Genomic DNA, 26715 nt, shown 5'->3' with positions numbered 1-26715 from the left:
AAACGCAGGCCCCGGCAACCTCCCCCAGGTTCCGGACACGGCCGGCGCACCGACAGAGAGTGATCCCATGGCACGCAAAGTAGTCATTACCGGTCTGGGTGCCACCACACCCATCGGCGGCGATGTCCCCACGATGTGGAAGAACGCGCTCAAGGGCGTCTCCGGCGCGCACACGCTTGAGGATGACTGGGTGGCCAAGTACGAACTGCCCGTCCACTTTGCCGCACGCGCCACCACGCCCGCGACCGAGGTCCTGAGCCGCGTCGAGGCCAAGCGCATGGACCCGTCCACGCAGTTCGCCGTGGTCGCCTCCCGCGAGGCATGGGCGGACGCCGGCATCACCGAAGTCGACCACGACCGCCTGGCCGTTGCCTTCGCCACCGGCATCGGCGGCGTCTGGACGCTCCTTGACGCCTGGGACACCCTGCGCGAAAAGGGCCCCCGCCGTGTCCTGCCGATGACCGTGCCGATGCTGATGCCCAACGGCCCGGCAGCGGCCGTAAGCCTTGACCTGGGTGCCCGCGCCGGCGCCCACACCCCCGTGTCCGCCTGCGCGTCCGGCACCGAAGCCGTTCACATGGGCCTGGACCTGATCCGCTCCGGCAAGGCCGACGTCGTCGTCTGCGGCGGCGCCGAAGCCGCCATCCACCCGATGCCGATCGCGGCGTTCGCCTCCATGCAGGCACTCTCGCGCCGCAACGATGATCCCGAGCACGCCTCGCGCCCCTACGACCTTGGCCGCGACGGTTTCGTCATGGGCGAGGGCGCCGGTGCCCTGGTGCTGGAAGCAGAGGAGCACGCCCTTGCCCGCGGCGCCCGGATCTACGCCGAACTGGCCGGCACCTCTGTCACCGCCGACGCTTACCACATCACCGCCCCGGACCCCCAGGGCCTCGGAGCCACGCGCGCGCTGAAGGCCGCCATGTTCGACGGGCGGATCCAGCCTGAAGATGTGGTGCACGTCAACGCGCACGCCACCTCGACCCCGGTTGGCGACAAGCCCGAGTACGCGGCCCTCAAGGCCGCCCTGGGCAAGCAACTGGATAACGTCGCCGTCTCTGCCACCAAGTCGCAGATGGGGCATCTGCTGGGCGCCTCCGGTGCGGTGGAAGCCGTGCTGACCGTTATGGCCATCTACGACCGTAAGGCACCGGTGACGATCAACCTCGAAAATCAGGACCCGGAGATTCCGCTCGACGTCGTCACCAGCGCCCGCGACCTGCCTTCCGGCAGCATCGCGGCGTTGAGCAATTCCTTCGGCTTCGGCGGCCATAACGCCGTGATCGCGGTGCGGAGCATCTAGCGCCGGTCACTGCTGCACGCCAAGAAGGCGGCAATGTTCCTTCGGGAACGTTGCCGCCATCTGTTTTCTGGCGCTGCTATGGAGTGTGCTGCAGTGTGGGCCCTGGCTTGCAGAGCCCTAGCCGACCTGGTGGAGCCAGCGCACCGGTGCCCCTTCGGCGGCGTGCCGGAAAGGCTCAAGCTCTTCGTCCCAGGCTTCGCCGAGGGCCAGCGAGAGTTCATGGTAGACGGCCGAGGGGTCACCGGCGCCGGATTCGTAGGCATAGCGTATGCGGTCCTCGGAGACCATGATGTTGCCGTGCACGTCCGTGACGGCGTGAAAGATGCCAAGCTCAGGGGTGTGCGACCAGCGGCCGCCATCAACACCCTGGCTGGGCTCTTCGGTGACTTCGTAACGCAGGTGCGCCCAGCCCCGGAGAGCAGATGCCAGTTGAGCCCCCGTGCCCGGATTTCCGGTCCACGACAGCTCGGCCCGGAACATTCCGGGCGCAGCTGGCTGAGCAGTCCACTCAAGGTCCGTCCGTTTGTCCACAACAGAACCTATGGCCCACTCAACGTGGGGGCACAGGGCAGTTGGGGCCGAGTGAACGAACAACACACCGCGGGTCAGTGCAACAGACATTCCATCCTCCATAGCTGTAGGTACGTCTTCCCCAACGACCTCTGCCTGGATGTCTGTCTGTTGCGCGGGTCCGTAGTGATGCCGGTGGTCCTAGCCAGACTATTAAGTTCTTGCCCGGTTTTCTCATTCGGACTTGAAAAGGAGCTTCAAGCCGCACGTGAGAGTTGCCGGGCGTGAGTCTCATTCTGCCGCACCCTACCTAATTACGCCAGTGCAATTCGGCGCGTCTTTCCCGGCGCGCCGCACGGCGTCACGTAAATGGCCTCCCGGGCGAGGGGCCTGGCGAGCGGCGCTCCATTGGGCGCTCTGCGGTCAGGCGCGGGGATGGGCCTGCTGGTAGCTGTGCCGCAACCTCTCCACGGAGACATGGGTGTAAATCTGGGTGGTGGCCAGACTGCTGTGGCCCAGGATTTCCTGCACCGCCCTCAGGTCCGCGCCGCCGTCGAGCAGGTGCGTGGCGGCCGAGTGCCGCAGGGCATGCGGCCCGGTGGCGGCGGTGTCGCCCAAGTCGGCCAGCAAGTCGTGGACGACGCTGCGGACCTGCCGCTGGTCGACCCGTTTGCCGCGCACTCCGAGGAACAGCGCCGGGCCCGAGCTGTCGGTGGCGAGGGCGGGCCGGCCCCGGCGCAGCCAGTCGTCGACGGCGAGTGCCGCGGGCAGCCCGTAGGGAACAGTCCGCTCCTTGTTGCCCTTGCCGAGCACACGCAGGGTCCTCCGGTCGGGATCGAGGTCGTCCACGTCCAGGCCGGCCAGTTCGCCGACCCGGATGCCGGTGGCGTACAGCAGTTCAACCATGGCCCGGTCCCGCAGCGGCAGGGGTCCGCCCTCGGCGGCAGCGGATTCCGCACCTTGGACCAGCCGAAGGACCTGCTGCTGGTGCAGCACTCCGGGCAGGGACTTTTCCCGCTTCGGTGCCTTGAGCCGCAGCGCAGGGTCCGCCACGATCAGTTCCTCACGGACGGCCCAGGCGGTGAAAGCCCTGGCAGTGGCGGACCGGCGGGCCAGGGTGGCGCGGGACATCCCTCCTTCGCTCTGCGATCCGAGCCAGCGCCGCAAGGTGCCGAGCTCCAGCCCGGCGAGATCCTCGACGCCCTCGGAGGCTGCGTGCTGCAGGAGGCTTCGGACGTCAGAGAGGTAAGCGCGCACCGTGTGGGCTGAGCGTCCCCGTTCGGCCTCCAGGTAGCGGCCGAAGCCCTGGGCTGCGGCGGCCAGTCCGGCCGGGATCTGTTGGTTGGACACTCCCCTAACTGTGGCAGGATTCGTCCGGGGGTCAAGGAGCCCGGCGGCGAGCCGCTCGGCGGGTGTCCGCCACTGACCTAAAGACCGCTGCTGCCCCCTCGGCATCCGCTACTCAGCCAGCCGTGCCCGACCGCTTCCAGCCGCCACTGTGCGACTCGGCCAGGCCCAGCAGTCCAAGCCGGCCCAGACCAGCCCGGACCGACTCCGCGCTCAGCCCGGCGACAGCAGTGAGCTTTTCAACCGAGCTGGTGGTCCGCAGTGGCAGGGCATCCAGCAGGATGAGGTCCTCCAGGGTCAGCCCGTCCTGCACTGCCGCGCGGCCGGACTTCACCTCGGGCAGCGATTCACCGCTGGGCGAGGCAAGCTCGGCGATTTCCCCCGCATCCGTGACACAGACGGCCCCGCCTTCCCGGAGCAGCCGGTGGCATCCCGCGGAGTTGGCACTGTGCACCGATCCCGGCACGGCACCGACGGCTCTGCCAAGGGTCTCCGCGTGGTGCGCCGTGTTCAGCGCACCTGACCTCCATCTGGCTTCGACGACGACGGTGACGGAAGCCAGCGCGGCGATCAGCCTGTTCCGTTGAAGAAATCTGTAACGCGTCGGCGCCGACCCGGGCGGGACTTCGGCGAGGACCGCACCCTGATTGGCGACCGCGCGCAGCAGGTCCTCGTTGCCGGAGGGGTAGAATCGGTCCACTCCCCCAGCCATCACGGCAATTGTGGGGACCCTGCCGGACGAACCGCCGGCGAGCGCAGCGCGATGGGCGTGTGCGTCGATCCCGTAGGCGCCGCCCGAGATGATCGTGAATCCCCTTTGTGCCAGCGAATACGCCAGGTCCCCGGTGACAGCGGATCCGTAGGAGGTGCTGTCCCTGGAGCCAACCAGCGCAATCGACTTGTCGGCCGGTGGCAGCTCCTGCTCGATGCCGCGCCACCAGAGACAGATGGGTTCCTGCAGCCCGAGGTCGGCCAGCTGGCGGGGCCACAAATCGTCGGAAGGGATGATCAAGCGTCCGCCGAGCCGCTGCATCGTGGCGAGGTCCCGGGCCGGCGCCAAATCGGGAACCCTCGGCGCCCAGCGCTTTTGCGCGATCGCCAGGCCCGTCCAGCCGGCGCCCAGGCTGTTCTCGGCCAGCAGCGCGGACATCTCCCGTTCCAGCTCCGCACCGGCGGCCAGCTCCCCGGTAGCGATCCTCAAGGCGTCCTCCGCCCCGGCAATCTGCACGAGGGCAAGGCCCGCGGCGTCCTGCGGCTCGAACAGCCGGGACAACGCCGCCCGGGCGGCTCGTTCGCTCTCTGTCATGGTGGTCTCCTTTCACTGGCTGCCATTCGTTGGGTTGGGCTGCAGTCCTGAGCTTTCATTTGCGGCCCCTGCGTTACTCAGCTAGGCGGCGACGGCCGCCTGCCGAAGACTCAGGGCCTGCCCGATGTCGTCGGCCCCTGGGACGTCGCGGCTGCCAAGGTCCGCCAGGGTCCACGCCAGCCGCAGGACGCGGTCGTAGCCGCGGGCCGTGAGCACTCCGCGTTCCATCGCGCGGTCCAGGATCCGAGTCGTGGGGGCGTCGAGCCGCAGGGCACCGCGCAGCAGGCGCCCCGGCACCTGGGCGTTGGTATCCATGCCGAACGGCGCCAGCCTGGCGAGCTGGCGCTCCCGTGCAGCATGAACACGGGCCGAGATGGTGGCCGTGTCCTCTTCGGCCCCCGGCCGGCCGAAATCGGCCAGCGCCACCCGCTCAAGCTGCAGCTGGATGTCGACCCTGTCCAGCAGCGGCCCGGACAGCCGGGCCAGATAGCGCCGGCGCATGGTGGGGGTGCAGATACAGTCGATTCCCTTGCCAGTCGCCTTGCCACAAGGGCACGGGTTGGCCGCGAGAACCAGCTGGAAGCGGGCAGGGTAGGCAGCTGTTCCCGCCGAACGGTGAAGCACCAGCTCGCCACTCTCCAGCGGCTGCCGGAGCGCGTCCAGCACCCGGCGTTCGTACTCGGGGGCCTCGGCATCGGGTGAGCTAGTACCCCACAAGGGAGGACAAAGAACCGCCCCATGCGAGCAAGCAATGGGACGGCATCCATCATTGTATCAGTATTCGTTGTTCTGTATAATTATTCATAGAAAGCGAGCAAGCAATCAAATGAAGAAAATCCCACTAGTGGGGCGCCGTGGAGCGGGCCTCTTTGCGGTCGTTGATGACGACGACTACGAGTGTATGAGAAACGAGCAGTGGAGACTGCATACCGACGGATCTGTTTATACCTGCATGTATGCCGCAAGACACTTGGTGTCGGGACGGCCCTTAACCCAACGTTCATACATGGCCAGGTACCTGTTGCAAGCCCCAGTAGGTCTAGTCGTCGACCACATCAATAGAGACAAGCTGGACAACCGAAAATCTAACCTCCGGATATGCACGACCCAGCAGAACAGCCACAACAAAGGAACTGATTCCAGAAATTCAACCGGTTATAAAGGTGTCGCCTATCGGAAAGAAACGAACACTTGGCGCGCTTCAGTTACTCATGACGGACGACGCATCGAGTTCACCGGCTTTAGGACGCCAGCGGCAGCAGCACTTGCTTACGACGTTGCGGCCATTCAGTTGCACGGCGAGTATGCCGAAACAAACATTGTCGGGCGACAGCAATGAGGTTTGCTATCTACGCCCGAATCAGCCGGGATAGGGTCGGCGCTGGACTTGGCGTCGAGAGGCAGATATCGGACTGCACATCCCTGATCAAAAGCATGGACGGTGAGATCACCAGCATTTTTCGTGATGACGATATTAGCGCCTACTCCGGGCAGCATCGACCTGGCTACCAAGCCCTCTTGCAATCAATCCAAAACGGAGAAGTTGACTCCGTAGCGGTCTGGCATCAGGATCGCTTGTTACGGCGGACCATAGACCTCGAAAAATACATCGACGTCTGTCAGCCGCATAGAGTCGCGACCCACACTGTGAAGGCTGGGTACTTTGATCTAACTACCCCAGCCGGTCGTGCCACGGCGAAGACACTGGCTGCCTGGGCTTCGTATGAGGTCGAGACGTCAACAGACCGCGTGAAAGCTGCAAAATTGCAAGCTGCCAAAGCTGGCAGGACGAGCGGCGGCAACCGCCCATACGGATGGAACCCGGGGGGTATGACACTCAATGAGCCAGAGTCGGAAATCGTTCGGGAGATAGTCGATCGTTTTATATCCGGTGACTCATGGCGCACGATTGCGCTTGACCTGAATGCCCGATCCATACCCACCGCTAAAGGGAACATGTGGAACGCCCTCAACGTGAGCAACGTCGCAACACTGAAACGGCACTACGGCATCCGCGAACACAACGGGCAAGAGTATGAGGCCGTCTGGACCCCACTGCTAGGTAGAAATCAGTGGGAAGACCTACAGATCGCCATAAAGCGTGGACAGGCCATCTACGGCAAACGCTCGTACGCACGCAAACATCTCCTGAGTGGCTTTGTCTTCTGTGGCATCTGTAACAACCGCTTGAAGATAGAAAATGCACAGCAGCGTGACGGCAGTTATTGCCCGGCATTTTCTTGCAAGAAGAAGGACCATCGCGGCCAGGAGGTCGGCTGCGGCGGAGTCAAACGCCGGCAAGCCCCAGTAGAAGAGCTTGTTATCGACTGCATCATGTACCGCCTTGATACGCCTGAACTTGGTGAACTGATCGCAGGCACCAAGTCGGCCACTCCAGAACTCAAACAGCTCATGCGTGAACGCGACGATCAAGCGCAGCGCCTTCAGGAGATTCTGAACCTCTACTCAACCGGCGAGATGTCCTTCGCGGAATACAAGATGGCCAAAGTCACCGCTCAAGCCCGTTTAGAGACCCTAGGCCGCGAGCTGGATAAAAAGTCGAGCAAAGCAACGCTCGCTAACATTCCGGTAGGTCAGAGCGTCAAAGAAGCCTGGGACAAAGCCGACCTGATGTGGCGCCGTCAGCTCGTGGATACTCTCATCGACAAGATCTATATTGACCCGCGCATCAAGGGCCAAGGCTTTCCGAAGTGGAGGCAGTACCGGTTTGACTGTTCCTTAGTCCGCATCACCTGGAAGGCCTAGGGATCAGTCAAGACCGAGATCTTTACCAGTGAGATCAACCTTCTTCACGAGAGCGCGGATATATCTTGAGTTGACTTCCACCTTCAGCTCCAAGTCGCCAATCGTTTCTCGTTGCTTCCAAAGCTGGTCCTCAAAGAACAGCTTCATGGCCTCAAAGCGCTCATCTATCGTTCCCTCCTTTTCGGCGAAGTAATTGTAGCTCCGCCCGAGAGAGTTGGAGTCCTTAGCTTCTTCCGCCTTGGCAATGACGTGGCGTGCCAAGGTCCGCATGGCCCGCCGCTCCCAGCGCCGCAACGTATCCTCCGAGACCTTGAACCCCTCTACTTCTTGCATAAGCAACTGTCGTCGTGCCGTCAAGGTCAAAGGATCAACTAGGGCAGCTGGGGTAAATGCTCCCAGCGCATAAGTCAGGGCGAGCGTGTACTTGTCCTTCGGCAGTTCTTGCAGCGCTGAGCGCACTTCTTCACGCACGAAGTTAGCGCTCTTCACCCCAAACAACTTGATGATGTTCTGTCCAAACGTCTCAAGTCGCGTAGGCGTCAGTCCTTCATCCTGAATCAGTCCCGCCAGGTCGTCTTCGATGTCGTCTAGTAGCTCTGTGTTTTCGCTCATGAGGTAAAACTAGTCCTGCAAGGTGGTTGCGGTCAAGCTGCAAGGTAGCTACGATCTAGTTACGACCCGGCACCAAAGTAAACCGGGCTTCAAAGGTCAAGGAGACCGTCATGGTTAGTCCTTATGTTTTTTGGAACATCGTTTGGGCACTGATTGCTTTGTGGGCGCTCCTTGCGTTCGCCAGCATCCCCTCTCTCGTTATGTCCTGGGTGTGGGCTAGCGACGAGCTCAGGGAGTCATGGGCACGATACAAAGAGGAGCGGGATATTGATCGCCGCTTCAAGACCATCCAAGCAGAGAGAGAAAAGCCATGAAGCCATTTAGTGATACTTACGCCGGTTGGACGCAGAGTGAGGCAGCTATCTTAGCCGCTTGCTCAGTCATCTTGGTTATCGCGCTTATCTCGATTGTGCTCATGACGATGGTTGTCCGCTACATGCGCAAGCACAGCACTCCAGAGCTCAACCGCCACGTGGCACGACAAGTAGGCAAGCAGTTCAAGTTCTACTCACGCACCTTTATGGATGGCTACAACAAGGAAAAGGGCAGGTATAAGTCATGAAATATCTCGTGCCTGCCGTGACTGCAGACGACGTCACCACCAGCTTCAGCGATGCAATCTTCACCGTCGTTGATGGTGCATGGAATATCGTGGCTCCCTTCGCAGGAGCAGCCTTGGTCCTCTTTCTCTTGGTTCTTGGACTTCGCGCTGTCGTCAATAAACGTCGCTAGTAGAAAAAGCCACGCTGTGCGAAAGTAAATGCATGGCGTGGCTTTTTCTATCCTCAGCTCTTTTCGTGCTTTTAATGGCAGGAGTCCCCATGTTTAGAATTGCTAGCCAAGCGCGCATGGATAAAGATCGAAAGACATACTTGATTACTTTTCCCGCGGAGCTGAATACGGGGCAACTTCTAAACTGGCTGCGTCAAATCAGCGGGTCCATCAACCGCAAATCCCTTGTCAACATCCCGTCCATCGTGTTTGAAACCTGGGCGACTGACCGCGACATCGTCCACCGGCTGTCGATGCCGTGGCAGGACGCGGACTACATCATTGGACAACTACAGGGTCTCATCCCCGGTACCGGTGCGATTCCAGATAAGCAGAGGCCGCGTAGGGAGTGGGATCTAGCGGGCGAGTTCCGCATCCGTAGAACCGAGCAACCTATCGTCGTCAAGGACAGCCTCAGTATGGCGAACTCGATGTTGAAGACGATGGAGCAGCTCGAAAAGGGTGAGACGGCCATCTTTCAGTGGATCGTCTCCCCTATCGCAAGGCAAGGGAAACCAATAAAGCCGCTGACTGTCACAGAGGCGGTTCTAGGCTCAAAGCCACTTAGCAACGAGAAGATGGCCTTACTAAAGGCCAAGCAGGATGAACCAAATTTCCTCGGCTCACTGCGTATCGGCATTAATGCTGTGTCGCCGTCACGTCGTAAGCACTTGCTCAACCTCTTCTACCGTCCTCTCGCAAGTACGGGACGCTTTCGCTTGGCATTCACCTGGAACGATCGATCTTTGGCTGACGCCATCACGAATGCAGCGTCTCCGTTCGTGTACGGCTGCCAGGTGTCGGCGAGTGAGCTCATTGCCTTCATGACGTGGCCGATTGGTTCCCCCTTAATTGCCGGGCTACCGAGCGGTGCACCCAGGCACTTTCCACCGACTCCTGATATCCCGAGCGAGGGCCGCATTCTAGGCCTCTCGACTATCACCGGGAGCGAGCGTCCGATAGCACAAAGCCACGTCGCCGCTGCCACACATACGTTTGTAGGTGGCAGTAACGGGGTGGGCAAGACGACCCTCATGGCGAACATGGCCAAGCAGGACATGGAAGCCGGCCACGGCCTGGTTGTCCTGGAGGCTAAGGGCGATCTCTTCTATGAGGTGCTCGACTACGTACCGCGTGACCGCCTAGACGATGTGGTCATCATCGACTTCACCAACGGCCTGTATCCGGTGGGCTTCAACCTGCTCGACCAGGGCAATCCGCGGACCGTCATCGATGAGCTTGTGAGCATGTTCCAGTTCAAATACAAGGACAACGGCGTCTGGTTCCGACGCCTTATGTTCCATGGCCTGATGACGCTCTCCACCGTCAAAGGCATGACCTTCAACGACTTGTCACCGCTCATCTCCCCGCGTAACCCTGACGAGAAGGTGTGGGCAGACAGCATCATCAAGGGACTTAAAGATAGAGAGCTCATCAAGTTCTGGCATGACTGGAGCCGCTTGAAAGAGAATGAGCGTGTCCAGCACGCGGGCGTAGTCGAGAACCGTATATGGCAACTGATCGGCCGCATCGAACCGCGCTACCTGTTCGGACAAGGTACGTCGTCTTTCCAAATGGAAGACATCATCCGACAGAACAAGATCCTTCTCGTAAACTTGTCGGGCGTCCCTAAAGAGTCTGCCGAGATCGTCGGAACACTGCTATTTGGCGCCCTTTGGGAAGCTGCGCAACGGGTGCCGACAGAGAAAGAGAACTATGTCTACCTCGACGAGTTCCAGATGTTTGCCGACATCCCTATGGGCTTCGATGACGTGCTTGCTTTAGCGCGCAAGTTCAAACTGGGCATGGTGCTCGCCACGCAGTACATCGAGCGCCTGCCGCAGAACCTGTCTCAGGCGATCAAAGCCAATGCCAGGACCAAGATCATTTTCCAGACCAACGCCGAGGGCGCCAACATCTGGCAGCACGAGTTTGGTTCTAAGGCAGTAGATAAGTCCGACATCACCAATCTCAAGGCCTACATGGCGATCGCTCGGATCAACACCGAGAATGGGGTCAGCTCGCCAGTCACCTTGAAGACGCTGGCACCAGCGAAGAAGGCAGGCACTGCTAAAGCGGCAACTCTACGCTCCAACGAAAAGTACGGTCGGCGCGTGGCTGATATAGAGCGTCAGGAGACAGAACGACGAATGGCCGCTACGACACCGAAGGCGCAGCGACCAAACATCGGTATAACACCGTGGGGACGAGACTCTTAGCGAGCTGCCTTTTCATAGGCATCGATCACAGACTGAGCCACGCGCCCGCGAGCGTTTACCTCATGTCCATTCTGAGATGCCCAAACTCGCACCTTCGACAGATATTCCTTGTTGCTCTTAGGAGCCGATGTTGCGCCACGTTCACGGGGAAGGCGCGAAGTCGCCTTAGCCGCAACCTTGATGTAGGGCGCCAGTGCCTCTTGAAGCTTTTGGAAGTTGGATTCCGAAAGATCAATCTCGTACTGATCCCCGTTGATAGCGAAAGAGTAAGAGTTTGCATCCGGTGTGCCGTCGATGTCATCCATGCGGATAGTTTTGATTGCCATGCAATTAGACTACATGCAAAAAAGTCCTAAGACGATGCTTAGGACTTTGAAGGTGGTTAGTTAGTTGATTTTCAAGCTGGCGAGCCTTACAGGGCTCCTCAGAGCCTCACAGCTATATTCTTTTAGCGACCGTGACTACGCCAGACGCGCCTAGACCAACGACGATGCCCTGGACGACACTTAGTCCTTCGATACCAAGCAAGCCGCAAGCTGCTCCGATAAGTGCTGACCCTACGATGATGACGACCGTGCGCCAGTTACGCTCTGAGGCTGCTTTCACTGCTTCTGTTAGTGCTACTACCATCGTTGTGACGAGTACGTATTCCATATGCCTCCTTACTTGATGCCTAGTGCATCTTTGATTGCTTGTAGTTTCACGTCAGAATCGGATGGACCCTGTGGTGTCACAGTCGATTCGGCTTTGGTAAGCTCAGCGATCTTCCTCTCCGCGACCTGCCTGTAGACGTTGTAGCCCTGTCCAGCATTTGCGAAGTAGCGCTTGATGGCTTCAGTGACCGTGTAGTAATCCTTGCCGACGTAATTGCTTACTTCTTGCTCGGTTGCCTCAACGCCTGCAATCAGCTTGTAGTGCCAACGGACTTGATCTTCAGTTATTTTCATTTCTTCACCTCCTTTTGGTCTTAAATATCCCAGCAAACCTTGATTAAAATGATCGTTGACCGTCACCTTCAAATTGCCGCCAAAGTTCTGGTTGAGTAGTTTGCCCTTGTACGAGATCGCTATGTGGCCTTCAGCCCCGGTCCAGTTACCAGCATCGTCACCCCAAACAACAATGTCGCCATCTTGAGGAGTTGAAACTTTGTCGAAGTGAACTAGAACGCTTGGATTAGTCCAGTAGCTCACCGCGTGACCCCACACTGCCGTCTTGATCCCCAAGACTTCTTCCATGTAGAGCCGGACGTAGCTGACGCACTGGCCTTTATACGTTCCAGTACCAGGGTTGCCGAACGAGCCGCCGAGAGTGTCGATCTTGAACTGCTCTAAGGTTTTCGCCATTACGTCTTAGCCTCAATCACCTCTTTGTGGACAACCTGAGTCTTGATGTTTTGGGTTCCGACACTCAAGTGCATAGTTGCGTCAATGACCTGATCAGCCTTCTCATCCAGCGTGGCTAGGCTCTGGAGCACGAGCCGCTGGAATTTGATCTGTTCAGCATCACGCTCACGTCCTGACTTGATCTGCTCTTCAGATGCCATCGCTAGACGTTCAATAGAGTTCGCCAGCTGGACGCTCGCCCTGTTGCCCTCTTTGAGGGTCGTATCGCTCTGGGTGAAGAGTTTCTTAAGAAGCCAGACAAGTGCAGCGACGACAGTAGCCATGATGGCAAGAGCGGCAAGGGCTACTTCAACGCCGTTCACGCCTAGTTATGCCCCAGGATTATTACTTCCGAGCCGATTGCAAAATCACCGGCCCCACTGTTGTTGTAAACATCTAAACGGCTTATAGCCGCGCTCGTATTAGCCCACTTTCCAATAACTTCAATACGGTTAGGAGAGTTTGCAGCACTTACAGGAGTAGCCGTTATGTTACTTGTAAGGATCTTCTCTTGTGTCGAAATATTTACAGCTTCAGCGACCCCATAAGTAAGTACGGCCGTAGACGTTACGTCAGCCGTAATACCCGTTTGAGACACACCAAAACCTACTGTGCCATTATTCTGGTCATACCGCCATGAATAATTGGCGGCCGTGTCGTTATTAAAGCGAATCCAAGGCGTGATAACACCTGAAGGTATAACAGAAAAAACAATTCGTAGATATTTTCTAGATGGTAGGCCAGAGACGGTGATCGTGTCACCAGCTGCAGCTAGTGTTGTGCGGCCAATCTCTTCCCACCATGTCTTGCCATCACCCTTGGCGTATGGGAAAGATCCGTCTGGAACGTTAGCTGCCACAGCCGCCGCAAGTCCCGCAACAGTGACTTTTTTCGTAACCGCTCCCGATACATCCACCAGAGGGACGACGTCGGTCGCATCGGCAGTTGTTAACGCGGGTAAATCACTGATCTTCTTATCGGGCATACATTTTTAATTCCTTTATATTTCTTAATTTAACATCAAACAGGTGCAGTTGGAAGGTTTTGATATTGCTCGCCTTGCAACTCATCACCAATCTCTTCAATTCGTTCGTGCTGTGCTTGAAGAACGTCACCGACTTCGAGCCTGGCTGCGGTTGGCGTATAGGAGAGACTGACGATCTGGAGTAGCTGCTCATCTATGAAGTTGTCGTAGTTTGCGAGGCCGATAACTTGTCCCTCCTTGATGGACTCAAGGTCATAGCGCGAGGAACTGATAACGATCGGCGTGTTGTAGATAGGGTTCTTGAATCGGTTGATCAACTTCATAGCCTTGCGCTGCATAGCGGTGGCATCGGTGAAACGACGGTCAACGATGCGATGCAGACCCACTCCCCACTGCGCGATACTGGCAGCGTCTTCGTACTTCTTGAACACCGGGACGCCGGCAACTTCCCCACCGATGAAGTAGACGCGGTTGATCAACTGCTCCTTGGAACGCGTGAGATCAAGTGACTTCACGTGGTAGCCCTTCTTAAACACGTGATGAGGCGTAGAGGCGGTCGGCTGCATATAGACGTAGTTGTCGGCAACGTCGCCGTACCAGTACCAGCCGTCGGGGGTCTGTTCGTGGATTCGTTCAATGGCTTCGAGTTTGGTGCTCAGCTCAAACTTGAAGGCAGCAGATACGCCTGGGGTCGCGATCGAGTCCGTGCTGTAGGTCATCACTTGGGGGTTAGTGTCAAGAACGCTCTTGAGTGTTGTCTGAAGCGCCTGGGACGAGTAGTTGACCGTCGTTGTCTCGCCACTGCGGACTAGTTCGTTCGATAGTCCCAGGCCGTTTGATGCCAAGGTAACCGTCACGCCGGTTTCATTGTCATAGGTGGACCGGTAATCGAGGATGGTGCCGCTGAAAACTCGGACGCCGCTTGGAGCGCCGGACGCTGCCAACAGGTAATCGCCGTCTTCGGTGGTGATTGGTTCCCCAGCTTCTGTGACAAGGCGATCGAACTCCCCGTAGTGAACGTAGACATCGACTTTGTAGTTGATATCTACGTCCGTGCCTTCACCTACTGAGTTGTTCGTTTCATAGGTGACGGTCAGCCGTTCGCCGTCCTCAGTCGTGATCGGCTCGCCGGCTTCAGTCGTCAGGTTGGCGCGGACTTCCTTCGTCGTATTAGGTGAGCGTGAAAGTCTCACAGTCGTCGTCGTTCCTGGTGTATTGATCTTCCTGGTGAACATCAATTCGTCGCGAACGTCAGTCCAGATCCCGATGAAGGTGCCGGTAGATGAGTAGACCTTGTAGACGTAGACCTTTTCGTCTTCCTTACCGATAGCTTCCCAGTCAGTCGGTGGAGCTGGAGGTGGAGGTAAGGATGTAAAAGCAGGCGAATACACCGTAGGGGTCGACAGGATGTTGCCCAGATTCGAGATGAACATGGTGTTGTTGAGCGGGTAGACAGTGGCCGCACTAGCGACAAAGCCGGGTGCCATCGTTGCCGTTCCTGGAACCAGTGAAGGTGAAAAGACGCTGCTGGTTGACGAGATAAATGACCAGGTTGGGATCGGACCAGGAAGGAAGTTCCAGCCGCTGTTGTTGCCGTTGTTTATGCCGCCATAGTTATTGAAGGTCGCACCACCATTGGCGACGGAGTCTTGAAGGTTGACGTAGTAAGCCTCAACAACGCCAGAGGTTTTTCGCAGCACATGTTGAAGACCTACGGATGAAGACTTAATAGTTATCGGCGCACCGCTTGTCCCAACAGCAATGAAGTTGGTGATCGTCTGCGTAGTGGCAGACCCTCCCCCAACGGTTGAAATCAGTGTTGCTCCAGGCTTGAGTTCCAGCGTTGAGAACGTGTGAGAGGTCTTTACCGTCGTCGTACCGGACACTTCCAGCTCACCCACGGAGGAGAAGTTGAGGTTAAACGTGCCCGTCCCGGTGAACTTGAAGGTGGCGCTTGACGCCTGAAATACGGTTCCAGTGACATCAAGGACGTTGAAGCCGCTGCCGTTGACAGTGACAACCGAACTACCGAAGTTGACGGTGTCGGCAAAGTAGAACTGCATACTGTCTACTGTGATCGGGTGGTTGTTTGAATCCAGTGACCCGTACTTTATCGAGGTGGACACCCCGAAGTTGAGCGCTCCTGCTGAGAACGCTCCCTGCAATATAAGTTCGGCGTCTTGCCCAACCGTGACGGTGGAAGTAATCAGGGCGCCGTTTTGCGTAAAGTCGCAGAAGACGGATGAGATTCTAAGGTTGGCGCTTAGCCATACTTGGGAGACAAGGGTGACATCTCCGTTGACGTTGAGAGTGTTCGCACCATTGACAATGATGCCGTGGTTGACACCAGTAAAGGACAGGTCATCGACGGAGTAGAAGTTATCGACGCCGACCGTCTGGTTGTCCGCCGTAAAAGAGTTGGCATCAAAGAAGACGTCATCCGCGCTCGTCGGAACGCTCGCGCCACCTGCGCCACCACTCGTCGTTGACCAGTGACCAGTGTTGGACCAATCGCCTGTGCCAGATCCTCCGATGGGTACCCAAAATCTATTCGCCATCTAGGTCAGCGCCTACAACTTAAAGATGCCGCTAGCGTGCCAGGCAGTCGCGATGTCACCGCCGTTCGGAGTGATAGGGATACCGCTAGAGCCGCTATCGATGTAGCAGATAAGGCGGGAGCTTGAGGCTGTTCCTGTGTCTTTGTAAACGACGACCGCTTCTATGGATGCCCCAGTAACGGCAGTGAACGTGACATCAGCTGCGTCGGCTACACCATTGGTGACGGTCTTACTGGAAAGGTTCGAGCTAGTCGCTACTCGCGCACCTGAAGGAACATCACTAAGGTATTGATCGGTTGCGACATTAGCTGTGTAAAGGCCTGTATCGACCAGAACCACTTTGATATTGTCGGAACTGAAGTTTATTAGTCCACTGAGGAATCCCTCTCGTGCTTTCTCGTACAAAGAATTTGCCATATTTAGTTTTCCTGTTTAATTCTGTCTTTAATGTAACCTACAACCATCGCCTTGTGTAGCTGCCAGTTATGGTCACGCTTCTAGTTGTGAAGTCATCCAGGTAACCCAATCCCCCGTCGCCCGGTTCAAAACTGAGTAACTGCCCGCTGAAATCATGAGCTGCACCATTAACGAGAACTCTGCCCTTTAGTGTGTCTATCTCAAGGACATCTCCCGCTACCCATGTACGCGTGATAGCAATGGACCGAAGTGTTGCGGCATTAGATAAGGTGATCGTCTTGGCGGTGCCACCTGTGATGGCATCGACCGTGACCTTGATGAGTGGATCTGCCTTATACGACCCGCCGACGTTAAGTGAGACAGTCTGGTTCGAAGCAGTGACGGCTGTAGGAGAAATTAAGACGGTACTGTCCAAGTCCCAGCCCATGCCATCAGGTGATAGGAACTCAAGTGAGAATCCGACACTCGTGATCCCTCGGCTGCTTATGATGTTGTTCTGAACCGATGCCAGGTAGCGACGGATTCCACCCGCGTAGTCCACGTCAAAGCCTTGGTTCTTCTTTGCCATGGCCAGCTTGAATGCATCCAGTGTCTGCTCCAGCTGCAGCTGCGTGTCTTTACGGATAAGCCCTTCTACCTTGAAACTCTTCTTCTGGAACTGCTGCTTGACGATCAAGGCACCATCGCGCTCTGCCAGTTCATCGGCCTGGATGGCGTTCGTCGGTGCTGAGTAGACGTCAGTCCCCGTCACGGTCACGCCGTTGGCTTGCAGATCAAAGTCCCCGTAGCTGACACCGATCATGAGGCCATTCCAAACTTCGCCAGGCGCTGCGTCTTATCGAGGCGGTTAAAGAACTCCTGGACGGCTTCTGCGCTCTGGAAGGTGAAGTTGCCGCTCAAGATGTTTGTAACGCCTCCTGAGCCTTCTGATGCAAGCTCATTGCGTGTTCTATATGCCTGAGTGACTGAAGCGCCCCGTGGCATGTTGACGATCTCTGGACCGTTCTCGCCAACGAGAGTGGCGCCGCCGGGTGAGTAGGCAGTACCAGATGCATTGCCGCGTGCAGCAATTTGATTGAGGACTCGTTGGGCAGCCGCTTTGCGTTCTGCGGATGCCACGCCACTATTCACGATGCTCAGCGCAGTAGCTTTCATTTTTACGTCTTCTGCTGCCAGGTTAGCCTTCGCGGCGGTTGCTTCGTTGACGGCGTTACGAGCCTTGACTGCGGCGTCGTAGACGAGAAACAGCGCTCCAACAGCGGCGGCGACGGCAATCGCTGGCATTGCAAGCGGTGAAGCTACCAGAGCAGCGAGGCCAGTGAAGCCTGTGCCGACTGCGGCAAGTGAAGCGAGCGACACGACTTTAAACAGGGTGAAAACTGGACCAAGTCCAGCAACTGCCAATGCCAGTGTCCCGATAACGGTAGTCAGGCCAACTACCGCAGTTGTACCAATAACAAGTCCAGCCGCGAGCTCCGGATTCTTGGACACCCAGTCTGCGATCGTCGTGATGATTGGAGTTATTGTCTGAAGCAGTGAAAGCAACGCAGGCTGAAGCGCCATACCGATCTTTTGATTCAATACTTCCGTTTGCGCAGCCCATACGGCTTGCTTACCAGCAGCGCTATCAGCCAGCTTGGCTGCGTCTCCCGATTGAGCGTTCGTCTCTTTGAGGATGCCGTTGAAAAGCGCCTGCCTAACTCCTGCGTCGGTAGTTGCCTTTGAAAGGTCCTGCGCGCTGTAGCCAGCCTCCGTCAGCATATTGCTCAGATTTTTCGTGACGCCCGCGTTGTCAACCAAAATGCTGTTGCCGTTCTTGATACCTTCTGTTGCGCTAGACACGGCTTGACCAAAGCTAAGTGCGCTCTGTCGGCCGAAGGCTGCGCTGTCCTTGAACCGCTTCATCAAGGTCGTTGCTTGGTCGAGACTGAAACCAGACGCTAGGAGATTCTTCAGCCCCGTCGCTGCATCCGTGACGGTCATCAACCCGTCGTTCGCAAGGTCTTTTGCTGCTTGCTCAGCCAGGCCGGCGTTGTGCCCAAAGGCAGTAGCGACGCTGTTCAAACCGGTCAGTGCAGCCTGATACTTATTGGCGGAGCTAATGCTTCGGTCCATCATCCCGACGAGGCTGTACGTAGCGACACCAGCTGAAGCAGTAACCCCAGCCAGGGCGCCCATGTGATCGCTGAGGCCGCCTATTGACTTGGCACTTGCTTCAGACTTTCGCCCCGCGCCATCGATATTATCCCCAACGTCTTTAAGCACCTTAGAGGCGTTATCTTGCGCTTTAATGAGGATAGATATTGTGTTGGATGCCATGCAGTTGTGTTTTAAGCGCCTTTGCTTCTTTCTGTCTCTAATTTATCATGGTCACTATCTAACGACCATACGTAAAAAGCCCGTTCAACTTCTGCCCACGGAGTTTCTCTAGCTGCCTGAAGATAACTGAGGTGCATACGTTCCATATAGCGGAACAGCATGATCTCTCGAACTACTCCGTCTGGGACTCCTCCACTGATTCCTCTGACGATGTAGTTTCGGTAGTGCTCGGCTCGTTCGTCAGCAAGGCGCTGTCCCTCGCTGCCTTGCGCAAATCTTTTGGGTCCAGTTCGAACCCCATAATGTCGGCGTACAACTTATCGTTTATTGCAATGCTGGCGTCGATGTCGTCGAGCGTCATATCTGCCAGCTCAAACTCGGTACCGTTGAAGGCTTTGATCTTGCCGCTAATGAAGTGGTCCTTGACCATCATGGTCTGCCACTCCACCTGCTCTCGCTGCTTCATCTTCGTGAAGTCTGCTTCATCCATTGCGATGTTGTCTTGGTAGGTCGCTGGCTGCACATAGGCGAAACACTCCTCGCCCCACTCTTCGCTGAGCCCAGCTAATGATGATTTCTTTACGGCTGCATATCGCTTTACTTCGGTCATAGATGCTCCAATTAAATAACTGACCCTAGTTAAACATGGGTCAGTTATTCAGTAAAGGACAAACTAAGCTGATGCGTAAGTAGCGCGCGTGTTCTTTAGGATCGGAACATTCGACGCACCGACAGCTGTGTCGTATTCGCAGAAGAACTGGATAGTCGCAGTAACGACGTCGTTCTTGTCCCTGGACTGCTCAAGCTCGCGGTAGCGGACCTTGGTAGCCGTGATCTCTAGGCTGTCGTTGCCGTTGGTCATAGCGATGCGAAGGGCTTTGATGGTGTTCGCCAGGAAGGCTTCCTCGTATTCGGTCGACTTAAGACGAAGCACGAACTCACCGTTGGCTTTGTAGCTGCCACGATCGAACTCAACTTCGTCCATAGTGCCAAGTGGATTGACTGCCTCTGACGGGCGCTCAGACATGAACTTGATGCTCAACGCACTGATAGCTGTAGCAGCACCGAGGGCTCCGCTGGTATCCGCGATCTTGAGGGTGATGTGCTTGCTCGTAAATAGGTTCTGCGCGGTGAATGCAACTGTCTCGCTTGAAGTAGACCCGGTGCGGGCCTTGACTGCTGACGAGAAGTTGACGTAGCCATTTTGCTCGGCCGTGATCTCTAACGTCTCAAAGACGCCGTAGCCGTGGCGCTGTGATTGCAGCGGGCTAGAAATTGCCAGGCTGACCGTCGTTGGAATGCTTGACTGCTTGACGCTGAAGGTGTGCGGATAGACGCCGCCGACCGCTGCGCCGGTTGTCACTGCTCCGTAGTGGCCTAGTAGGAAGAAGCCCATGTCCACAGCGCTGATCTTGCCGCCTAGGGTGCCTTCAGCCCAACGAGACGTGATGCCGCTATCGCTGACTTCATCCACCACGCCCATAGCGCTGTCATCTTCGACAACGTTGGTTTTAGGTTGAAGATCGTTTGTGTCCCAACGTAGGAACGTTTGCGGCGCGACGGTCACGCCAGGAGTGGCTTCGATGCCGATCCCTACGCCTATTCGCCTGCCTATATGTTGATCAGCTGTTGCCATCACCTACCTCTATTTCTTGATTAGTTTTATCATTAACGACAGCCGCCTCAACATCTGCCAAATCCGCCACTTCTACCGTTTTACCGATCGAGGGGACAAAGAATGGCTGAGTATCTGGTTTCACCGCCTTGTTAGTATGCTTTGCTGCTTTATCTGCCATGTCTCTTAATGTAAGACAAATGTCTTGTATTTAAAAGCCTATGATGCAACTGGGATGTCCACTGGGTAGCTGATACTAAACGTCACATGCCCTTCAGCAGTCAGGTCGGCAAGCCCCTCGCCAGCGATTCGGGGGTTGATGCCGTACTCGACGTTCATCGTTCCAGCGATTGCTGTGATGCCGTCCAGGGCCATTGTGCGGATAGCACCCTTCACCGTACGCGGAAGGTAGCGCCCAGTAGTCTGGTCACGCTCAGACACGAAGTTCCTAATCTTGCGCTCGGTCATGTTGAGCGGATTCACCTTGTCGTTGTCGAAGTCATCCCGCTTATTGAGGACGATCTTGACGGTCAGTCGGTCCTCTACGTCGTCTTGTTGCCAGGAATCAGCTGTCGTCTCGTCGCTGGTCTGCGTCACGATGATGCACGGCAAGTTGAACAGCGGAATCGCTTCAGGATCGCCGTCGTAATAGGTCTTGAAGGTGTCGCTAAAGGTGTCCTTCATGAGATTCAAGATGCGCTGAACGTTGTCCTCGTACTGGCTAGACATCGGCAGCCTTCATCTTTCCGTTGATGTCCTCAGCGATGAAGCCAATGATCGAACGCTCGCGTTTCTCGTCGACGTGCATCATGACGCGCTCGGGCACTCCCCTGCCTTCCTGGTGGTAGTCGAAGTACTTGGCTTCGTTCCAAAGGCTGGCCGTCAGCTTCGTAGAGTTGTGCTTGAAAGATCGGTTCATAAGTCCAGACCGGATGAGGGGTGGCCGGCCTGGAAAGGTACGGGCCTTGAACGCAGCGTAGTTGTCGTTGAGAGATGGCCACGGTTTGCCGAAGACCTGCCCACGTGAGGCGAAGACCTCACCTGAGAAGAACCTCGTCAGGTACTTGCCCGTTTCATCCATCGAGTCACTGAGATCTAGGACCGAGACGCCGAACTTGCGCAGCTTGGCTACGAGCTCTTTATCTCCCTCGACAACAAGGTTGATGGTTGCCATTTAGAACCTGTCATCCATACGGAAGTAGCGAGGTGCTTCATCGCTTGGCTCACCTGGATAGCCGCTCACTGAGTCAGAGGTAGAGAGGGAGATTCCAGCTTCATCTTGGAGGACTGTCGAGCCTAGTCGGTAACCGTCGATTGCTGCCCTGGCGTCTTTGATCTTTTGCTTACTGCTTGAGGTGTCGCCATAGGCGTTGGCCAGGAGTAAGGCTGACGCGAGTTGGATCGTCAGTGTCTTCACAATCGCAGGGACCGGAGTAAACGGAACGGTATACGCACCGCTAAGAGATGCGTTGATCTCCGCTTCGGCCGCACGGCGCTGCTGATCAATCGTCGAGTCCTTGAGGTTGTACGCGTGCTCAAAGCCAGCTTCGACACGGATCTCGGAGATAGAAGCGTAGTGACCAAAGTCGTCGCCGCGGACTGCAACGGAATCTGACAGGTCTGTCTCTTCCAAGGTCACGGCGTTGTAGTAGGTAAAGCGGTACCAATAGTTGCTGTCGCCGGCAGAGTCTGTGTAGTAGGTCGATTGGCTATCAGCTTTGATCGAGCGCGTTGCCAGGACTGAAAAGGCCCCATCAGCTGGCACCGTGCCGTTGACGTTGGCCGCCCGGTAGACATGAAGGAGATCGCCAAGGGCTGCTGTGACGGGCTCATAGCGGGTGTGAGGCAGCTTCAGCGACGCAACCAGGTTGATTGTCGTCGCATCACCTACGGACGCAATGACGGCCTTCTCAACGCCCTCACGAGCTAGCTGGCCTACGTAGATCGGCTGGCCTACAAGATATCCGTCCGTACTTTTTACTTTCAGGACTAATGAAGCGGCCACATAGTCAGCACTAAGCTCAGTTCGCTCTTTTAGGTTGGTGTCGACGAATGATTCTATTTGCAATGTAGTAGCCAACTTACGCCTCCATCCCTAGAGCCCGCTGGGCGCTCCAGCCGTAAGTATAGAAGCGCTGAGTAACGGTACTTTTCTTTAGCCTCGATAGGCGCACCCATTGGCTTAGCGTCTTGGTCTCACCGTTGATACATATGTAGCGATTTCGGCGGGTATTGTTGTTCTGTTCAGTCTTGGTGGCCCAACGGCAATTCTCAGGCGAGTAGCCTTTTTCATTGTCTATGCGGTCAAGAGAAAGACCTTTCTCATATCCAGCACCCATATCTGCAACGAAACAATGGAAGTCGTTCCAACGTTCGCAGTACCTGATACCGCGGCCACCGTAATTCTTATAATCCCTGTGATAAGAGCCGCTGCAGCGCTGCTTCATGCTCCGCCATGTAACGTATAGGGGATGTTCGGTTATATTGTGTACTTCCATATTCATTGCATTTGTTTACCGCTTAATACTTTTTAGTATGGTGATGTTCTTTTGATTGGTCAATAGAAGCTTGTGAGAAGAAGATCCAATAATGACCGTCCTGGACTGCATAGTCATTACTGTGGCGCGGGTGGCAGTGTCACCGAGAGCCAAGACGATGCGACTAGCAAAAGGGAGTGTTCCAAAGGCTGACGCGCCGAACATTAGCTGTCTTTTGCCTCTTTGTCTTTGTTGAAGGTTACTTGTTTGGGCATGGTTGTTCTCCTTATGAGCTTGTTATTGTCTCCCATGCGGTTGCTCCACCGACACGGAGTTTGTTTAGTGTCGTATCGAAATAGATAGCACCTTTGACATACGCGGGCGCGGACGCAGTAGGTGCTTGAACTGGCACGAAAAGCCCCGTTACTTGTAGTCGTCCAGCTGTCGCCCCACTTATAGACGCCGTGGCGTTGAGGTTGAGGGTTTGGGCGTTCACAGCTAAGTAGTACTTACTGCTATCCCCTAAGTAACTACCCAAGTTTGATATAGGTCGCAGGTTGCCCGTTTCAATGTGACCGAAATCATAGCCACTTAGTTGATTTGTATATACCGCTGCTCTGAGATATGACGTGCCTACAACCTCTAGTGCGACTGCCGGTGTTGCCGTACCTATCCCTACTCTATTATTTGTTGCATCGACTACGAAAGTATTAGTGTCTACGTATAGCGATTTAATGTGAACACCGCTGCCGTCCATCATCAGCGTGTCTGTGGTTGCAGAAGATTTGATCGTAAAAGGTTGGTAGCCTCCAATGTCATTCCAAACTCCGAACTCACCTAGATTGTTATTAAAGAACTCCCAGACCTGTCCTGCTTGATTGTCGAGGAACATAGAAGCGCTTGCGCCACGCCCGGGGTTAGGAACGATAGTTATATTCTTTGAAATGATCCCGCCGCCAGTGTTATTGCTAGCGTTTGCGAGTAGTTGACCTGTCATCGTTCCACCCGCTAAAGGTAAAGCAAGGGCATTAGCCGCCGCCTGAGCCGTACTTACAGGCTTGTTCGCGTCGCTGGTGTTATTAGCGTTCTCTAGCCCTACAGCTGTCTTATCAAGCGCCTGCCATGACTTATCGCCACGGTAGTACTGCGCGGTGGTGCCAGCGGTGAGGGTTGGTTCTTTGCCTGAGATGGCCGTGGTGTTCGCTGTCACCTGGCTCTGGATGGCTGCGTCCTGGCTATCTACGTAGGTCTTGTCCGCCTTTGCTGCCACCGCGGCTTCTATGTCTGTCAGGCCCTTAGCCGTCACTGAGCCATACACTTGCCAGCCAGCTGCTACCTGCATCGGAAGACTGCCCTCCTGCGCCCTGGTGATCGTCAGAGCGTCGCCAGCAACGTTTGTCAGGTAGCCAATCTCTGAGTTGTCAGCAGTGGGTTGCACGCTTGGAGGACAGAACGTCACCGGCATGTTGTTCGCGAAGACTTCACCGTCTCCAGGCATCAGAACGAAGTCTTGCCCACTCGCATCGCCCGGGGCTGAGAGCACCGTTCCAATGGCAAAGTTTTTGTGGGTTGAAAATGCCGTCATCTATGTCTTTATTTAAACACTGCACACCAACAATTAAAAGACCCCTCGAAGTTGAGAGGTCTTTGTCATAGCAGTTTTGCCTACAGGTTCATGGCTTGCTGCTTCGTGTAGTCAGGTAGCGTCACGAATGGCCGGTTGATGCCCTGGTCAATGTGGATGCGAGGGGTAGAAGAACGACTAACCGATACAAAGGTTGGCCGGTTACCTTCACTCGTATAGGCCACGTACTTCCAGGTCGCGCCGTCGTCACCACTGATCAGCAAAAAGGTTCTGTTGGCTGATGTCCCGTTGCCAAGTGCATAGAGGACACCGTAACGCCCCTTGCTCATGCCCAGGATGAACGACTCACGACTTGTTCCGTACCTACTAGCCACATCGTGAACGTTGAGAAGCTTGCCTTCTAGCGTCGGTGAGGACGGCTGGTACTTGTAGATGCATGACGGGTAGTTATCAGGCGTCAGGAAGACGTCACCATTATCCGCCTGAGCAAAGGCAGTCAATCCACCACCCTTAGATGCGCCGTCACCTGTTGGATAGTCACCGATATTGGCGCCAAGAGTGCCGTTGTCATTGAGCAGGTAGGCTCCTGCCTCTAGGCCATGAGCCATTGACAGATACATCTGATCGTCAGCATCACGCCAAAGCATGTGGAAGTGGCGGATGGTCCTATTCGTCAGAGTTGCAGGGTCGGGGCCAGGAGGATGAGTGTAGAACTTGGTCCAGTTCGCCCCGCCGTTCGTTGACTTCCAAACGTTGTAAGCGAACATCGCTGTGTTGGATGAGTTGTATTCGTTCAGGTACAGGTCGCCGTTATCGCGCTCGATCATGTACCAGGCTGAGTCTGATTCGAGAGTAAGGACAGTGGCGAATGTTTCACCGCCGTCCGTAGACCGAGCAATCGTCGCAGCGTTGTTTGTGAGGGCCGTACCGAAGAATAGGTAGCCCCGTGAATCTTCAAAGTTCAGACGAGCGTTGCGGTTAGGGTGCGCCTCTGAGAACTTCTGCACCCAGGTCGCTCCCCCGTCCGTTGACTTATGGATAGCAAACGGGCTGCTAGTAGCTGTGAGCATGTCACCATTCGCCCGCTCCATCACAATGCCGGACATCTTGCTCTTGAGTGGCTCAACTTCTGCCGAGGTCGCTACTGGTAGTCGAGTTATGGTCATACGGCGAGGCGAACAGTCTGAGTAGTTGGCTTAACAGTGATGTCATCGAACCAGCCATCCATGATGAGCGTTGCCGCGCCATCGTTACCAGTTACTCGGCACTGAAGCTCAATGAAGTTGCATGTGGCTTGTGTGGTGAAGGTGAAGGAATACTCAGTCCAACCAGTACTCGTAGTTACTGCCGTGGAAAGGACAGTGGTAAGAGCCGTGGCAGCGGCGTTGTACTGAACAACAGCCATGCGAGCACCTGAAGCTGACGAACCGCTCACGAGGCTAGTCTTCATCCAGAAACCAACCGTGTAGCTAGTGTTCGGAAGGATCGGGGCAGTATTAAGACGAAGTTTCTGGTGAGTAGCCGTACCAGGAACAGTCCGCGCATACATGAAAGAACCTGTCGCCAGAGTCGATACCTTCATCGACGTCGTCCCTGAATGCTTTTCAGCGGCATCGAACATTGCACTACCAGTCCCACCTTTATTAGTAGCCCACGAATAGGTATCGTTCGTAGCTGAACCAGCGGCGGTCCCAGTAATGTAAACACTGGTGCTGGTTGTAGCCGCTGTAAACGGCGGCGCATTATCAAAGTCTCCGTTCTTGCGGAGGTTATCGTGGACAGGTCGGCGGACAGCCATGATTTATTACTTCCAGAATACTGTGCAATCGACAGTACCGCTTATCGTTATGTAGAGACCTGTTGCGAATTCAACGTCAGGGAATACATAGTTGGTCCCTGCAACCGGAGTGAATGTGTTTACTAGAACTGCACCCGTTGCTGATGTGGCATCCCACAACTTAATCGTTGGGGTGGCAGAAGCCGAAGCGACTATCATGCCCTTCAATCGACCTGCCCCCGTCTTTAGAAGCACGCTTGCAGCAGTGTTCACGTAAGAAGAACGATCTTCTACCTTCAGCGTGTCATTAGGAATGTCCTCACCAGCGATCTTGTCGCTAAGGGTAACGGAGGCGGTAAGGCCAACAGATCCGGTTAGAGCCGTGCCGTTGATCGTGACGCTCGCTGTGCCGGTGACTGCTGCGTTAGCGCTGATTCGGAAATACTTCACGCCACCGACGTTGATGTTGAACACACCTACGGCCGCCGAGGCAATCGTTTGTGAATAGGCGTTTGTACCAAGGTTGTAGACCATGAGAGGACCCACTGCTACCCAAGTCACGCCGTCGTTGGATACTTGGGGTGTCAGCACGCCCGTATAAGTTCCAGTGACTTGGACCGAGATGCTATCTATTGCTGCCCTAAAGGTAGTTGAGCCCCTATCAGCTAATTTTATAAATGATCCCACGGTTGCCGTGCCCGTAGTCGGGTTCGAGTTCTGCGTTGTGATTGTTCCTGTGACTGTTAAGCCCATACGATATTTCCTG

Annotated in this window: 30 protein-coding genes and 1 pseudogene; 7 read left to right on the top strand and 24 right to left on the bottom strand. The window is 56.1% G+C overall.

Going from position 1 to position 26715, the window contains the following annotated elements:
- Window positions 1–67: 67 nt before the first annotated feature.
- Window positions 68–1303: a beta-ketoacyl-ACP synthase II gene (gene fabF / locus AC50X9_RS16640; RefSeq protein ID WP_494895203.1), complete on the top strand. Its 1236-nt coding sequence runs from the start codon at window positions 68–70 to the stop codon at window positions 1301–1303.
- Window positions 1304–1420: 117 nt separating this feature from the next.
- On the opposite strand, the gene AC50X9_RS16635 is transcribed toward fabF, so the two are convergent.
- From AC50X9_RS16635 to AC50X9_RS16620, 4 genes and pseudogenes are all read right to left on the bottom strand, one after another.
- Complete coding sequence (locus AC50X9_RS16635; RefSeq protein ID WP_056426723.1) at window positions 1421–1924, bottom strand: DUF3145 domain-containing protein; 504 nt, start codon at window positions 1922–1924, stop codon at window positions 1421–1423.
- A gap of 312 nt (window positions 1925–2236) precedes the next feature.
- Window positions 2237–3163, bottom strand: a complete 927-nt coding sequence (locus AC50X9_RS16630; protein ID WP_494895201.1) for a tyrosine recombinase XerC — start codon at window positions 3161–3163, stop codon at window positions 2237–2239.
- Window positions 3164–3275: 112 nt separating this feature from the next.
- Window positions 3276–4466, bottom strand: coding sequence for a DNA-processing protein DprA (dprA, locus tag AC50X9_RS16625; RefSeq protein WP_494895199.1), 1191 nt, complete (start codon window positions 4464–4466; stop codon window positions 3276–3278).
- Between the two features lie 81 nt (window positions 4467–4547).
- A pseudogene (locus tag AC50X9_RS16620) lies at window positions 4548–5156 on the bottom strand (ATP-binding protein); the annotation flags it as partial.
- Window positions 5157–5472: 316 nt separating this feature from the next.
- On the opposite strand from AC50X9_RS16620, the gene AC50X9_RS16615 reads away from it, so the two are divergent.
- Window positions 5473–5805 (top strand): HNH endonuclease signature motif containing protein, encoded by a 333-nt coding sequence (locus AC50X9_RS16615; RefSeq protein WP_494895197.1) that lies wholly within the window; start codon window positions 5473–5475, stop codon window positions 5803–5805.
- Window positions 5802–7232 carry a recombinase family protein gene (locus AC50X9_RS16610; protein ID WP_494895195.1) on the top strand — a complete coding sequence of 477 codons (1431 nt, stop codon included), beginning with the start codon at window positions 5802–5804 and terminating at the stop codon, window positions 7230–7232. The genes AC50X9_RS16615 and AC50X9_RS16610 overlap by 4 nt, the downstream gene beginning before the upstream one ends.
- Window positions 7233–7235: 3 nt before the next feature.
- Here the strand turns inward: AC50X9_RS16610 and AC50X9_RS16605 are convergent, their stop codons facing one another.
- Complete coding sequence (locus AC50X9_RS16605; RefSeq protein WP_494895193.1) at window positions 7236–7844, bottom strand: hypothetical protein; 609 nt, start codon at window positions 7842–7844, stop codon at window positions 7236–7238.
- Between the two features lie 110 nt (window positions 7845–7954).
- Here AC50X9_RS16605 and AC50X9_RS16600 point away from each other — a divergent pair, with 110 nt between their 5' ends.
- The 4 genes from AC50X9_RS16600 to AC50X9_RS16585 all read left to right on the top strand — a co-directional run bounded on the left by AC50X9_RS16600 (window position 7955) and on the right by AC50X9_RS16585 (window position 10834).
- Complete coding sequence (locus tag AC50X9_RS16600; RefSeq protein WP_494895191.1) at window positions 7955–8158, top strand: hypothetical protein; 204 nt, start codon at window positions 7955–7957, stop codon at window positions 8156–8158.
- Entirely contained in the window at window positions 8155–8406 is a 252-nt protein-coding gene (locus tag AC50X9_RS16595; protein ID WP_494895189.1) for a hypothetical protein, read from the top strand. The genes AC50X9_RS16600 and AC50X9_RS16595 overlap by 4 nt, the downstream gene beginning before the upstream one ends.
- On the top strand, window positions 8403–8576 hold the full coding sequence (locus tag AC50X9_RS16590; protein WP_494895187.1) for a hypothetical protein: 174 nt from the start codon (window positions 8403–8405) through the stop codon (window positions 8574–8576). Before AC50X9_RS16595 ends, AC50X9_RS16590 begins: the two co-directional genes overlap by 4 nt.
- 89 nt (window positions 8577–8665) lie before the next feature.
- On the top strand, window positions 8666–10834 hold the full coding sequence (locus AC50X9_RS16585; protein WP_494895185.1) for a type IV secretory system conjugative DNA transfer family protein: 2169 nt from the start codon (window positions 8666–8668) through the stop codon (window positions 10832–10834).
- On the opposite strand, the gene AC50X9_RS16580 is transcribed toward AC50X9_RS16585, so the two are convergent.
- The 19 genes from AC50X9_RS16580 to AC50X9_RS16490 form a co-directional block, all read right to left on the bottom strand.
- Window positions 10831–11160 carry a histone-like nucleoid-structuring protein Lsr2 gene (locus tag AC50X9_RS16580; RefSeq protein ID WP_494895183.1) on the bottom strand — a complete coding sequence of 110 codons (330 nt, stop codon included), beginning with the start codon at window positions 11158–11160 and terminating at the stop codon, window positions 10831–10833. The two genes, AC50X9_RS16585 and AC50X9_RS16580, sit on opposite strands and share 4 nt — an antisense overlap.
- Before the next feature lie 112 nt (window positions 11161–11272).
- Window positions 11273–11488 carry a hypothetical protein gene (locus tag AC50X9_RS16575; RefSeq protein ID WP_494895181.1) on the bottom strand — a complete coding sequence of 72 codons (216 nt, stop codon included), beginning with the start codon at window positions 11486–11488 and terminating at the stop codon, window positions 11273–11275.
- Window positions 11489–11496: 8 nt separating this feature from the next.
- Entirely contained in the window at window positions 11497–12177 is a 681-nt protein-coding gene (locus AC50X9_RS16570; RefSeq protein ID WP_494895179.1) for a CHAP domain-containing protein, read from the bottom strand.
- Window positions 12177–12539 (bottom strand): hypothetical protein, encoded by a 363-nt coding sequence (locus AC50X9_RS16565; protein ID WP_494895177.1) that lies wholly within the window; start codon window positions 12537–12539, stop codon window positions 12177–12179. Before AC50X9_RS16565 ends, AC50X9_RS16570 begins: the two co-directional genes overlap by 1 nt.
- A 2-nt stretch (window positions 12540–12541) precedes the next feature.
- Complete coding sequence (locus AC50X9_RS16560; RefSeq protein ID WP_494895175.1) at window positions 12542–13201, bottom strand: hypothetical protein; 660 nt, start codon at window positions 13199–13201, stop codon at window positions 12542–12544.
- A 35-nt stretch (window positions 13202–13236) separates the two neighbouring features.
- The gene (locus AC50X9_RS16555) at window positions 13237–15759 is read right to left on the bottom strand and encodes a phage tail family protein (protein ID WP_494895173.1); all 2523 of its coding nucleotides are present in this window, start codon (window positions 15757–15759) and stop codon (window positions 13237–13239) included.
- Between the two features lie 454 nt (window positions 15760–16213).
- Entirely contained in the window at window positions 16214–16978 is a 765-nt protein-coding gene (locus AC50X9_RS16550; protein WP_494895171.1) for a phage distal tail protein, read from the bottom strand.
- Entirely contained in the window at window positions 16975–18495 is a 1521-nt protein-coding gene (locus tag AC50X9_RS16545; protein ID WP_494895169.1) for a phage tail tape measure protein, read from the bottom strand. Before AC50X9_RS16545 ends, AC50X9_RS16550 begins: the two co-directional genes overlap by 4 nt.
- A 172-nt stretch (window positions 18496–18667) precedes the next feature.
- On the bottom strand, window positions 18668–19105 hold the full coding sequence (locus AC50X9_RS16540) for a hypothetical protein (protein WP_494895167.1): 438 nt from the start codon (window positions 19103–19105) through the stop codon (window positions 18668–18670).
- Window positions 19106–19168: 63 nt separating this feature from the next.
- Window positions 19169–20131, bottom strand: coding sequence for a phage tail tube protein (locus tag AC50X9_RS16535; protein WP_494895165.1), 963 nt, complete (start codon window positions 20129–20131; stop codon window positions 19169–19171).
- Complete coding sequence (locus AC50X9_RS16530) at window positions 20118–20291, bottom strand: hypothetical protein (protein WP_494895163.1); 174 nt, start codon at window positions 20289–20291, stop codon at window positions 20118–20120. The genes AC50X9_RS16535 and AC50X9_RS16530 overlap by 14 nt, the downstream gene beginning before the upstream one ends.
- Before the next feature lie 38 nt (window positions 20292–20329).
- The gene (locus AC50X9_RS16525) at window positions 20330–20839 is read right to left on the bottom strand and encodes a hypothetical protein (protein ID WP_494895161.1); all 510 of its coding nucleotides are present in this window, start codon (window positions 20837–20839) and stop codon (window positions 20330–20332) included.
- Window positions 20832–21284: a hypothetical protein gene (locus AC50X9_RS16520; RefSeq protein ID WP_494895159.1), complete on the bottom strand. Its 453-nt coding sequence runs from the start codon at window positions 21282–21284 to the stop codon at window positions 20832–20834. The genes AC50X9_RS16525 and AC50X9_RS16520 overlap by 8 nt, the downstream gene beginning before the upstream one ends.
- Complete coding sequence (locus tag AC50X9_RS16515; protein ID WP_494895157.1) at window positions 21285–22190, bottom strand: phage protein Gp36 family protein; 906 nt, start codon at window positions 22188–22190, stop codon at window positions 21285–21287.
- Window position 22191: 1 nt separating this feature from the next.
- A complete protein-coding gene (locus AC50X9_RS16510; RefSeq protein WP_494895155.1) occupies window positions 22192–22614 on the bottom strand; it encodes a hypothetical protein in 423 nt (140 codons plus the stop codon).
- Window positions 22615–22873: 259 nt separating this feature from the next.
- Window positions 22874–24172, bottom strand: coding sequence for a hypothetical protein (locus tag AC50X9_RS16505; protein WP_494895153.1), 1299 nt, complete (start codon window positions 24170–24172; stop codon window positions 22874–22876).
- 80 nt (window positions 24173–24252) lie between these two features.
- Window positions 24253–25338 carry a WD40/YVTN/BNR-like repeat-containing protein gene (locus AC50X9_RS16500; protein ID WP_494895150.1) on the bottom strand — a complete coding sequence of 362 codons (1086 nt, stop codon included), beginning with the start codon at window positions 25336–25338 and terminating at the stop codon, window positions 24253–24255.
- On the bottom strand, window positions 25335–25970 hold the full coding sequence (locus tag AC50X9_RS16495) for a carbohydrate binding domain-containing protein (RefSeq protein WP_494895146.1): 636 nt from the start codon (window positions 25968–25970) through the stop codon (window positions 25335–25337). Before AC50X9_RS16495 ends, AC50X9_RS16500 begins: the two co-directional genes overlap by 4 nt.
- 6 nt (window positions 25971–25976) lie before the next feature.
- Window positions 25977–26483: a hypothetical protein gene (locus tag AC50X9_RS16490; RefSeq protein WP_494895144.1), complete on the bottom strand. Its 507-nt coding sequence runs from the start codon at window positions 26481–26483 to the stop codon at window positions 25977–25979.
- Between the last annotated feature and the right edge of the window lie 232 nt (window positions 26484–26715).

Source organism: Pseudarthrobacter sp. HLT1-3 (genome assembly GCF_059383535.1).
This window is presented reverse-complemented; position numbering and strand designations above follow the sequence as displayed.